This window comes from Pontiella sp., from assembly GCF_041622395.1.
Classification (GTDB): domain Bacteria; phylum Verrucomicrobiota; class Kiritimatiellia; order Kiritimatiellales; family Pontiellaceae; genus Pontiella.
The window spans coordinates 1-10,681 of record NZ_JBFJYW010000112.1 but is presented as its reverse complement, the minus strand read 5'-3'; the positions used below and the strand labels follow the sequence as shown (position 1 = coordinate 10,681).

Below are 10,681 nucleotides of genomic sequence, written 5' to 3'. Positions count from 1 at the left end.
GCCGATGGTGATCAGCAGGTCGCGGGCGGCCTGTTCCAGGGTTTTGGCCGAACGTTGCGAAAACGCGGCCGATTCGATTTCGGCTTTCTTCAGCATGTCCTGGGCCTGCGCTTGGGCTTCGGCCACGATCTTCGCCGCTTTCTCCTTTGCGTGGGAGACAATCGTTTCCGCCTCGGCGCTGGCTTTCTCAACACCTTCTTTTTGGATCTGCTCGATCAAATGTTTCAATTCTTCGGCCATTTTATTCTCCGGTTTTAACTAAAAAGAGCATTCGATATAAAAGGATAGATTTAGGGGTTACAAGTTATTCGGCGCACTAATTTCGGTACGAGCGGCCGCAACGAGCCAAGAAAAGGGAGGAACGAATTCGTGCGAATGACGGGGATTGCCCAAAGCGGCCGAAAAAAAGAGAGAACGTGTGGAAGCGGATTGTGCGAACCCGAACTTCCGGGTTGAAGCGGGCGGTTGCCCAAACGAAATTATTGAACCGCTCATGAAGGAGAAGAAACCTGAGCCGAAAGAGACCCATAGCGGTTCGATGCACCTGAAACCGACATTCAAAGAATTGGCTTTGAGCTGAATCATCGTGATGAAGATATATATTGGACCTGATTAGTCAATCTTTGTCCGTTAAAAGGAGATCGATGTTTAGCCATCAACCATCGTCCGGCGTCATTGCCAGCTTCCGGACCACTTCGAGCGCAACGGAACCGGTGATTTCCAGACTTTCGGCGCTGATGCTCGAAAGGTTGTCGGAGGCGGTATGCCAGATATCGTTGAGGCCGGGGGCCGTGCCGAACCGGAAGTCGATCAGATCGATCGCCGGAATGCCGATCTGCAGGAACGGCACATGGTCATCGGTGATGACCGAACGCGACAGGCTAAAGCGCTCGCGGTGCCCGGTGGCATGAGCCGCTTCGAAAACGGTCTGCACCAGTTCGCGCGAGCTGTTGTAGGGGATGGTGAATTGCAAATCCTTGTCGCCGACCATATCCAGCAGGATCATCGCATCGATCTTTTTGTGGTCGCCCGATTCCGCCAGCTGCCGGGCCATGTGGCGGCTGCCGTGCAAACCGTCGCCCGGAATGTAATCGGCAATGCCTTCTTCGCCGTCGAAAAACGCGAAGATGATGCCGACCTCGGGCGTGATCTTCGATTCGCCCAGCATGCGCGCGAGTTCCAGCAGGATGCCGGTGCTTGAGCCCGAATCGTTCGCGCCCTGGAAGTTGCCGATGCCGGGCATCGTGTCGAAATGCGAGCCGAGAATGATCCAGCGCTTGGTCTTTCCCGGATAGGTGCCGATCACGTTGATCATCGTCTTTTCACCGTCCGGCGTCATGTCGGTGAAGGTGTCCATATCGGTTGCGATGCCGAAACTCTCCATCCGTTTATGGATATGCTTTGCGGCCTTCCAGCCTTCCGGCGTACCCGCATCGCGCGGACTGAACCGCACGAGCGACTCCACCTCGGCAAACGCCCGCCGCCCATCGAACGCCGGGAGCTCCGCCTGATTTTCCTCCGGGGTGCATCCCGACAAAACGGCGGAGATAACCGCCAAGACGGCAAGACGCAAAGAACCCAGGTTTGAAAGACGACGCTCTCGGGTTCCTTTGTTTCCGGACTTGGCCTTCCTTGAAATCATTTCCGTAATCCAGCAACCCTTGTTCGTTTTCTTTCGTCGCGGGAACACGCCCGGGACTTACTTGGCGGCGGTTTCTTCGCGGGCGGCGTAGATGCGCTTGATGACGGAGTCGCAAAGTTCCTTGTCTTCCTTGAGGGCGCGGACGGCGGCGTCGCGCCCTTGGCCGAGCTGGGTGCCGTCCATCGAGAGCCAAGAGCCCTTCTTGTCGATGATGCCGGCGCTGATGGCGGCATCGATGACGGAGCCGGTGTAGGAGATGCCTTCGGCGTAGAGGATGTCGAACTCGGCCTGGGTGAAGGGGGCGGCGACCTTGTTCTTGACGACCTTGACGCGGGTCTGGTTGCCGTAGACGGTGCCGGAGGAGTCCTTGAGCTGGCCGATGCGACGGATGTCGAGACGGACGGAGGCGTAGAACTTGAGGGCGCGTCCGCCGGGCGTGGTCTCGGGGCTGCCGAACATGACGCCGACCTTTTCGCGGATCTGGTTGGTGAAGATGCAGATGCAGCTCGAGTGGTTGATGGCCGATACCAGCTTGCGCAAGGCTTGCGACATCAGGCGCGCCTGCAGGCCGACGTGCGACTGGCCCATTTCGCCGTCGAGCTCGGCGCGCGGCGCGAGCGCGGCGACGGAGTCGACCACCACGACGTCGAGCGAGTTGCTCTTGACCAAGGCTTCGCAGATGTTGAGCGCCTCTTCGCCGGAGTCGGGCTGGGAAACCAGCAGGTTGTCGATGTCCACGCCGATCTTTTTGGCGTAGCCCGGATCGAGCGCATGCTCGGTATCGATGAAGGCCGCCATGCCGCCGGCTTTCTGGGCATTGGCGATTACGTGCGAAACGAGCGTGGTTTTGCCGGAGGATTCGGGGCCGTAGATTTCGACGATACGACCGCGCGGAAGGCCGCCGATGCCGAGAGCGAGGTCGAGGGTGAGCGCCCCGGTTGAAATGGATTCGACGTGCCGGTTGGCGCTGGCATCGCCTAGCTTGACGATCGATCCTTCGCCATACTGCTTTTGGATCTGAGCTACTACGTTGCTGAGCGCGGTTGATTTGTCGGTCGAGGTCTCTTTCTTGGCGGCCATTTTGTAAATCTCCTTCGTCGGTGAGCCTGGGGTTAATCGAAACGCGGATTGTTATCAAACCCCATGGGGGTGTCAACGCCACCGGGTTCCATTCCGTTGAATTTATGGAATCCGGTGGGCGGCTGTTCCGGAACTAGTTGCCTATCGCCGGAATCACGAGGGTTTGGCCGACCTTGAGATCGCCTGCGCTACGCATGGTGTCGCGGTTGGCCTCGAAGATGATGTCCCATTTGCCGGAATCGCCGTAGTATTTGCTGGCGATCTTGGTGAGGGTTTCTCCGCTGACGACATGGTGGATCTGGTGCTGTACGGTTGTGGCTCCCGTCGCGGTGGTGGTTGGCGTAGCCGGCGGGACGGTTTTCGGAATGGAGGTGACGGCCGTTCTGGTGGATCCCGTCGAGGGGGTTGCGGCAGCACCCTGCGTCTGCTGAAGAGAAGCCAGCTGGCGCTTGAGGTCGGCGTTTTCCTTGATGAGGTTGTTGCGCTCCTGGACGACCTGTTTGACTTCCTTGGAATTGTTGATCAGTGTCCCCGCCAGCGCCTTGACGACGTTAAGCTTCTGTTCGTTGATCATGTCGGCCTTTTCGGTATCGGGGCGAAGTTCGAGGTAGCGGTCGTAATGGTAGAGCGCGTAGACATAGTTGAGTTTGTAGTTGTGGTAGATGGTGGCGAGCTGAAGGTGCGGCCGAGCCATGCGCGGCTCGTTGTCGAGCGCCTTCTTGAATTCGCCGATGGCCTCGTCCCACTTGCCTTCGTCCATGTAGGCCTGACCGGCGCTGACGCTTGGATCGCGCTCCTCGCGAGTCTCGATCGACTGGGCGTCCTTATCACATCCTGCCAGCAAAAGCATGGCCCCCAACAACGGCAAACAGATCCTATGCATCGTTACTCCTGATTTATTCAATGGTTAAAGCGACGAAGTATAACCGCTGGCTTTGCGGAACCCCGAACTAAATTTTTCGTTTATTTCCCCGTTTTCGCCGCGCAGCAGGAAAAGCGCCTCGACCTGCGGTTGATCCTCGACCCAGGCCAGCCCGGCATCGGCGCCCATGACGAACAGCGCCGTGGCGATTCCGTCGGCATCCATGCAGTCCGGCGCCACGACGGTAACGCTGGCGGTGTTCGACCGCACGGCGCGACCGGAGCGCGGATCGAGGATATGCGAATAGATCACCCCGTCCTCTTCGATATAGTTCCGATAGTCGCCCGAAGTGGCGACGGCTCCGTTGGTCATGTGCACAATGCCCTGCAGCCGCCCGTCCTCCATGGGGTTGGTGGTCGGGAACTGGATGCCGATCTTCCAAGGCATGCCGTCCGGATTGAGGCCCTTGACCACCACTTCGCCGCCAATCTCCACAAACCAGTTTTCGAGCCCGGCTTGCTCGAGAATGCGGGCGAGCGCATCGACGCCATAGCCCTTGGCAATCGCCCCGAGGTCGAGCGAGATTTCCGGTTCCGCCTTTTCGATGGCCCAGTTGCGCGATGTCAATTTGCGCCATCCGGTCTTTTTTCGGGCCGCGGCGACTTCGTCATCGGAAGGGATTGCCGGTTGTTCGCCGCCGCTCCCGAAGCCCCACAGGTTGAGCAGCGGCTGGAGGGTGGGGTCGAAGGCGCCTTCGGTCGATTCCGCCAGCTGCAGCGCGCGCTCAACCACGGAGGCAAACGCCTCGGAACAGGGAAATGCCTGCACGGAACGCGAACGGTTGAAGCTGGAGATTTCGCTGTCCGGTTCCCAGGTCGACATCTGCGCGTTGATTTCCGCCAGACGCCCGTCGATCCGTTGCTTGATTTGTTTCAATAGCGAGCGCTTCACCTTGCCGGAAATCTTGACGCTGTAGGTCGTTCCCATCGATTCGCCCCAGTGGGCGGGATTTTCAATGGTCGAAAACCGGACAAGGCCGCCAATGCCCAGAATGAGGACAATGGCGAGACCCGCCAGAATGGAGATGAATTGCTTTTGCTGCATTAGACTTTTGCTACCAGCTCGATTTCCACCAGGGCCCCTTTGGGCAATGCCGCCACCTGGATGGTGGAGCGGGCCGGCGCGTGCTCTTCGCTGAAGTATTCGCCGTAGATGGAGTTGAGTTCCGGGAAGTCGGCCATGTCGGCCAGGAAGACGGTGGTCTTGATGACATCGTCGAGGACGCATCCCGCCGCCTCGAGCACGGCCTTGAGGTTTTCCAGGACCTGAATGGCCTGCTCGCGGATGCCGCCGGCGACCATGATTCCGGTTGCGGGATCGATCGGAATCTGGCCGGAGGTGAAGAGCAGATGACCGGTTTTAACGGCTTGGTTGTAGGGGCCGATCGGGGCAGGGGCATGGTCGGTGTTGATGATGTGTTTCATGGTGTTGACTCCTGTTTCGAGATGTTGACTGATCGAATGAGCATAGCTAGACACTCTTGGGCGGGTTTTTCAAGCTCTTCGGCATCCAGGATGCCGATGCAGTAGTGCAAAACCAACGGCACGTCGGTTGCGTATTGGCGCAGGGTAATCAGCGCGGACTGGAAAACGGACTCTTCCTGGGCCGCGCGGCGGACGGATTCGTCGGCAGGATCCAGTTCGCCCGCTTCGATTTTTTGGAGCGTGCCCTTGCGGTCGACCAGGCCCAGTCGCGAAACGATTTGTTCGAGCGGCCGGATGCGCCCCGTTGCAAAGAATTCCGCCCACAACATATCCAGTTGCTTGCGGGAGGCGGCTGGTGCGTAGGGATCGGGTACTTGCCCGGCCTCCATGAGCCGCTTGAAGACCACCAAGTCCTGCGAAAGGCGGGGCAGTCGCTGGGTTTCGTGCAACAGGGTGAGCAACAGAATCGTGTCTTGCCGCTGCTTCCGGTTTGCTGCGGGAAAGGCTTCGATCAGCTGGGGCACGAGGAATTCGTTGTTTTCGAAAATGGTTTTGTAAAACCAGATCGCCGACCAGACGGGTTCGTTCCCGGGGTCGAAAAACGACGGTTCCGTTTGCAGGAAGGAGGAGAGCGCGGCGACCGGGTCGGGGGCGGCGGCATACCCTAAAAACAGCGCATCGCGCGATTCCGGCGTGGTCTGGCATAATCGCACGGGTTTTTGTTCGATGATCCGGCTTTGGCGGTTGGTCGTGCCGGACACCTGGTCCCGGGCCGTGATGCTGATCGTATAGTTTCCCGGATCGTCGGCGTGATCGAAGCAAAGCTGGACAACCGATTGGGCGGGAAGCGTTCCGTTGGCTACGCCCCGGTGCGCAATGTTTCCGGTCAGCGATTGCTTGACGGTGCCATCGGGACGGACCACCTCCAGATCGAAGGTAAGGTCGGCGCAGTGGTTGCTGTCGGTGGCGTATGCGTCGAAAAACGGGATGATCCTGAAATATTCATCGCGGTAAACGGCGTCGGTTTGCGCGATGGCCGGCTGGAACGGTTCGGGGACGGCATACCACCAGTCCATCGACGGATCCTGCCGCGTAACGACGATCCTGAAATCCAGCGGAGCGGCAACGGCCGCTGCCGAGAGAATGAATAGCAGGAAGGCCATCCTCATAGTTTCTCCAGCTCATCGATGATTTTCAGGTCGGCCCTGGAGTAGGGCAGTCGCCGCAGATCGGCAATCTCCATCCACCGGAAATCCTGGCAATGGATGGGGCGGGGGCGGCCGGAGGCGATGCTGGCGAAATAGGTGTGCATATCCATGGTGAAGTGGCTGTAGGCATGTTTGACGCTGACCAAAAAGTCGCCGATTTCGGTGTTGATGCCCAGCTCCTCTTCCAGTTCGCGTGCGATGCACTGCTTAATGGTTTCGCCGGGTTCCTGCTTGCCGCCGGGGAATTCCCAAAGCCCGCCCAGCATGTCCTCGGACCGCCGTTGCGCCACCAGAACCTGGCCGTCGGCATTGGTAACCACCGCTGCGCCGACGACAATGTGCGGCACCTTCTTTTTCGGGGCCTTGACGGGATAGTCGGTCGGACGGCCGGATTCGAACCCCAGGCAAACGCGGGCGAGGGGACAGGCGGGGCAGTCCGGATTCTTCGGGGCGCAGACCGTTGCCCCCAGCTCCATCATCGCCTCGTTGAAGTTGCCGGCATCGCCTTTCACCAGCAGCTCGTCGGCATATTGCTGCAATTCGTTTTTCGCGGGCGAGGTGCGGGTGTCGCGGGTGTAGGCGAACAGGCGGGAGAGCACGCGGATCACGTTGCCGTCGAGCACGGCCAGATCCAGATTGAAGGCCAGCGAGCCGATGGCGGCGGCGGTGTAGCTCCCGATGCCCGGCAACGCGATGATTTCCTCGGCCGTTTTCGGAAACCGTCCGCGGTGCTTTGTTGCAATGATCTGCGCCGCCTTGTGGAGATTGCGGGCGCGCGAATAGTAGCCAAGCCCTTCCCACTGTTTCAGCACCTCCTCCTGCGTGGCCGCCGCAAGCGACTTGAGCGAGGGAAAGCGTTTCATGAAGCGGTGGAAATAGGGCGTTGCCTGGTCCACGCGCGTTTGCTGCAGCATCAGCTCGGATATCCAAACCCGATACGGCGTGCGGTTGCTGCGCCATGGCATGCTGCGCTTGTTGCCGGAAAACCAGGGGAGTAGCCCGGTCTTCACGGCACCTTTCGTTTTTTGCATCTGATCCATAAAAAAAGCCCGGCTCCAATAAGTGGAGTCGGGCGTATTCTCCAGAGTCTGCCGGCGGCGTCGAGCGTTTTCTACGGAAGCCGAAGATTGTTCATCCACTCGTCTTCCAAGAACTTGTTTGAGCTTGCTTTTTTGTCGAGGATGTCGCCGCCGTATTTCAGCAGCACAAGCCACCCGGCACTTTCCGTCCCTTTTTCGGTGACGCGCGGATCGGACGTGTAGTCGGAATTCGATCGCTCGGTTTCGACCGTGATCTTTTCCACGACAAAGGGCTTGGACGAAACTTCCTCCACCAGTCTCTTGCGGGCATCGACCGTGACGCGCCGCGTTCCGCCATCAACGATGGAGATCTTACCCTCGTTCTCGTCCTCCTCGTCGCGATCGCGGTTGCTTTTGGAAACCGTCTCGCCGAAGAAATAATACTCGAGCGTGTAGCTGTCCGGATGAGTCGTGTTGTTGGCCACGGTGATTTTTAGGTGATCGACTTCGGTTTGGCTGCGCGTCGTGGTGGTTGTGGTCGTGGTAACGCCCGAGTTCTCATTTTCCTTTTCTTCCTCCTCGGATTCCTTATCGACGCTTTTTTCGCTTTTGAGGGTAACGGAAATGCGGCCGTCATGCGTGTTGGCCTGCTCCTCGGCGATCCCCGAGAGGTGGAGCTCTTGCTTGTATTCGCGGGTTTTCTCCAGTGCCATGGCATGGGCGTAGTCTTCGGCGAAGAAGTCGGCGCGGGAGCTTTCGTGCAAGGCCGTGCGCTTGTACGCGACCATGGTGCCCGTGTCCGTGATCAGCTCAAGCTCCTCGGTATTCAGTTTCATCAGGATGCCTTTGCGGGTTTGTCCGGCCGCCAGCGTGACGGAAACCTCGGACCCCAGCTTCGGGGGCGTAAAGGTCGGAGCAATCTCTGCCTTCTGCTTTTCGTAATAGGCTTTCAGGTCTTCGGCCTTGGCATGCGTGGCGGCCAAAGCCAGCGTGCAGAAAAAAATGATCCATCGATTCGCTTGTTTCATGCTTCTGTCCTCTATTTGATTTGTATACTAAACGCCGTCCGCGGGCTTCATGTGGACAACCTGGATCTGGCGTTGGGTTGCGGAATGGATGCGCAGGACGTAGCCGGGGGCATCCAGGGTCTCGCCGGCCTTGGGAATGCGGCCCAGCCTGGAAAAAATGTAGCCCCCGAGCGAATCGTATTCATCGCTTTCGGGCAGTTTCGTTCCCAGTTCCTCGTTCAAGTCGTAGATCGGCATGCGTGCCAGAACCATCACGGAGCCATCGGTTCGCTTATGGTACTCCTTTTCCTTCAGGTCGTACTCGTCTTCGATTTCGCCAACCAGCTCCTCGATGACGTCCTCCATCGTGACAAGTCCCTCGGTGCCGCCGTATTCATCCACCACCAAAACCATCTGCGCGCGCGCCTTTTTCATCAGCTGAAGCAGGTCGTTTAGCGGCATGGTTTCGGGAACGTATTCGATTTTCTTGACCAGCTGTCCCACCGGGATTTCGCTTTGGCCATTGGCCATTAGCTTGAGCAATTCCTTTACATGGACGAGACCAACCACGTCGTCGATGTTTTCGTGGTATACCGGGAACCGCGAATGGCGGGATTCCTTGACCTCGGCGATGCATTCGCCGACCGTCAACGTGTCCTTGATGCCGTTGATGTCGATGCGCGGAACCATGATCTCGCGCGCAACCGTCTCGCCGAACTCAAAAACACTCCGGATGATCTCGCGCTCTTCTTCCTCCAGATCCTCCTCGTCCGTCTCTTCGATCAGGCTCTTGATCTCATCCTCGGTCGATGGCCGGTCTTCTTCGTCGGAGGTCGACATGGCATGCCGCAGCAAGTGATCCTCGACAAACTGAAGCGGCCAGACGAATCCATACAGGGCCAGCGTCAAAATTCCGAAAACCGGCAGAACCGCCATCGAGATACGGTCGGCATAGCCTTCCGACAGCACGTGCGGGACGATTCTTGCAACCAGCATGTAGATCATCGAAAGCAAAAAAAGGCCGGTCGCCTGTTTCCAAAATGGAAACTCCTGCAGGGCGCGATAAAAGAGAATAAAGGTGGCGATCGCCGTGAGGGTCAAAAGAAGCCGGGCGGTTTTGCATAGGAGATCCCAACGATCCTTCCAGAACTCCAGAAGCTTGAGGCGATGAATCTCGCGCTCGAACAACCGCGGCAACCCTGCATCGCCGGTAAAGCGAAGCGAGGTGAAAACCGTTGCGAGTATGCAAGCCAATGCCAGAGTCGCCATACCGTAGAGTAAAAATTCGTTCTGAATATCGGGCATCAATTCCTTCCGGGGTTCCTGTTGCTCAAGGCATGGTGCCTTCACGCCGACAACTAAAGCGAAAGACGGGGTGCTACTCCAGCCTTTCCAAGGTTAATTATCATATGGCTGTAACTTTCACGACGACGTTGCATGAGGCCGCTCATTCGAAGAAGTGCGATTGCAGGTCCTCGTACTTGCCAGATGTCTTGCGAAGTGCGTGCTCGGATGCGCAAGACGGGACAGTCTTCTGCCCGCGCGGAATTGGAATCCGAAAGTCGGACCATGGAGGTTTTGAAAATTTACCGGAAGGAGAGAGCAGGGGAACCGTGTCGGAAAAGTGCTCCCAATCCTCCCGTTCGCGGGCAGTTTTTTCATGCGTCTTCATCGTTATTTTTTTCTGCTGCTTAGAGCGATCGCTCCGTTTGGTTTCCACTCTGGGATGCCCTCGGTGCGCCGATGAAATCCGAATCTTTCCCGTATTTCAAATCGGGCCTGACGGGTCGCGTCGCTTGCGCCAACTTCGCCGCGAGGCCCAATTCTCCGGACACCAAACTGAACTCCTCGGGGCGATTGCGTATTCGAAAAAAAAAGCGGCCGGAAGGCGCCTGAATTATCCCTAGGGCTAAGCAAATCGAACCGCGACCGCCGCTTATCGTTGTGTCCTCTGTTTTGCCTGCTGGTTGCATAACCACCATATGTAGAAGGATTTATTAACCTGGTATAGACATAAGATATATTATGCGACGTAGTGGATGTAAGTAATTCTGTTAATAACATTTGCATGACTTCCGCGTTTGTTTTCGGTGTTCGGAGATATGTTTCTTTAGACGGGATCTAAACAGTTTTTGGGGGAAATTTTCGACCGAGCGCGTACGAATTCGGGATTTTGTTCGTACAATACCACCCCCATCGGATGCAGGTTGCCAACGGCGTCCATGTGGCAGACTTCGCCGGAAATGGCTGCAACCTCAACCCATACGTTTTCCCCGAATCGGTTTATCAGCACATACACTATTGCACCTGTTCGCCGTCGTACACGATGAACGCGCCGGGAAAAAGAAACATGCGGCCCTGTTTCGTGCCGGTCTGGTG

Annotated in this window: 10 protein-coding genes and 1 pseudogene; all 11 read right to left on the bottom strand. The window is 57.6% G+C overall.

What is annotated here, in order from left to right; genetic code table 11:
* Positions 1 to 240: pseudogene (locus ABYO54_RS08140) on the bottom strand (ATPase); the annotation flags it as partial.
* Positions 241 to 655: 415 nt separating this feature from the next.
* A complete protein-coding gene (locus ABYO54_RS08135; RefSeq protein ID WP_372807752.1) occupies positions 656 to 1,642 on the bottom strand; it encodes a M28 family peptidase in 987 nt (328 codons plus the stop codon).
* A gap of 57 nt (positions 1,643 to 1,699) precedes the next feature.
* Positions 1,700 to 2,722 carry a recombinase RecA gene (gene recA, locus ABYO54_RS08130; RefSeq protein ID WP_372807751.1) on the bottom strand — a complete coding sequence of 341 codons (1,023 nt, stop codon included), beginning with the start codon at positions 2,720 to 2,722 and terminating at the stop codon, positions 1,700 to 1,702.
* A 133-nt stretch (positions 2,723 to 2,855) separates the two neighbouring features.
* The gene (locus tag ABYO54_RS08125) at positions 2,856 to 3,605 is read right to left on the bottom strand and encodes a LysM peptidoglycan-binding domain-containing protein (RefSeq protein WP_372807750.1); all 750 of its coding nucleotides are present in this window, start codon (positions 3,603 to 3,605) and stop codon (positions 2,856 to 2,858) included.
* A gap of 24 nt (positions 3,606 to 3,629) precedes the next feature.
* Positions 3,630 to 4,688, bottom strand: coding sequence for an FAD:protein FMN transferase (locus tag ABYO54_RS08120; protein ID WP_372807749.1), 1,059 nt, complete (start codon positions 4,686 to 4,688; stop codon positions 3,630 to 3,632).
* On the bottom strand, positions 4,688 to 5,068 hold the full coding sequence (locus ABYO54_RS08115; RefSeq protein ID WP_372807748.1) for a RidA family protein: 381 nt from the start codon (positions 5,066 to 5,068) through the stop codon (positions 4,688 to 4,690). The genes ABYO54_RS08120 and ABYO54_RS08115 overlap by 1 nt, the downstream gene beginning before the upstream one ends.
* Positions 5,065 to 6,231 carry a hypothetical protein gene (locus ABYO54_RS08110; protein WP_372807747.1) on the bottom strand — a complete coding sequence of 389 codons (1,167 nt, stop codon included), beginning with the start codon at positions 6,229 to 6,231 and terminating at the stop codon, positions 5,065 to 5,067. Before ABYO54_RS08110 ends, ABYO54_RS08115 begins: the two co-directional genes overlap by 4 nt.
* A 2-nt stretch (positions 6,232 to 6,233) precedes the next feature.
* On the bottom strand, positions 6,234 to 7,307 hold the full coding sequence (mutY, locus tag ABYO54_RS08105) for an A/G-specific adenine glycosylase (RefSeq protein WP_372807746.1): 1,074 nt from the start codon (positions 7,305 to 7,307) through the stop codon (positions 6,234 to 6,236).
* A gap of 80 nt (positions 7,308 to 7,387) precedes the next feature.
* On the bottom strand, positions 7,388 to 8,323 hold the full coding sequence (locus ABYO54_RS08100; protein ID WP_372807745.1) for a hypothetical protein: 936 nt from the start codon (positions 8,321 to 8,323) through the stop codon (positions 7,388 to 7,390).
* Between the two features lie 27 nt (positions 8,324 to 8,350).
* The gene (locus ABYO54_RS08095; protein ID WP_372807744.1) at positions 8,351 to 9,607 is read right to left on the bottom strand and encodes a hemolysin family protein; all 1,257 of its coding nucleotides are present in this window, start codon (positions 9,605 to 9,607) and stop codon (positions 8,351 to 8,353) included.
* A gap of 805 nt (positions 9,608 to 10,412) precedes the next feature.
* A partial coding sequence (locus ABYO54_RS08090) for a hypothetical protein (RefSeq protein ID WP_372807743.1) occupies positions 10,413 to 10,681 on the bottom strand: 269 nt, incomplete at its 5' end.

Excerpts from the sequence above, each read along its gene's own strand:
- ABYO54_RS08100 (WP_372807745.1), bottom strand. The coding sequence starts at position 8,323 with ATGAAACAAGCGAATCGATGGATCATTTTTTTCTGCACGCTGGCTTTG.
- recA (WP_372807751.1), bottom strand. The coding sequence starts at position 2,722 with ATGGCCGCCAAGAAAGAGACCTCGACCGACAAATCAACCGCGCTCAGC.
- mutY (WP_372807746.1), bottom strand. The coding sequence starts at position 7,307 with ATGCAAAAAACGAAAGGTGCCGTGAAGACCGGGCTACTCCCCTGGTTT.
- ABYO54_RS08115 (WP_372807748.1), bottom strand. The coding sequence starts at position 5,068 with ATGAAACACATCATCAACACCGACCATGCCCCTGCCCCGATCGGCCCC.
- ABYO54_RS08120 (WP_372807749.1), bottom strand. The coding sequence starts at position 4,688 with ATGCAGCAAAAGCAATTCATCTCCATTCTGGCGGGTCTCGCCATTGTC.
- ABYO54_RS08125 (WP_372807750.1), bottom strand. The coding sequence starts at position 3,605 with ATGCATAGGATCTGTTTGCCGTTGTTGGGGGCCATGCTTTTGCTGGCA.
- ABYO54_RS08110 (WP_372807747.1), bottom strand. The coding sequence starts at position 6,231 with ATGGCCTTCCTGCTATTCATTCTCTCGGCAGCGGCCGTTGCCGCTCCG.
- ABYO54_RS08135 (WP_372807752.1), bottom strand. The coding sequence starts at position 1,642 with ATGATTTCAAGGAAGGCCAAGTCCGGAAACAAAGGAACCCGAGAGCGT.
- ABYO54_RS08095 (WP_372807744.1), bottom strand. The coding sequence starts at position 9,607 with ATGCCCGATATTCAGAACGAATTTTTACTCTACGGTATGGCGACTCTG.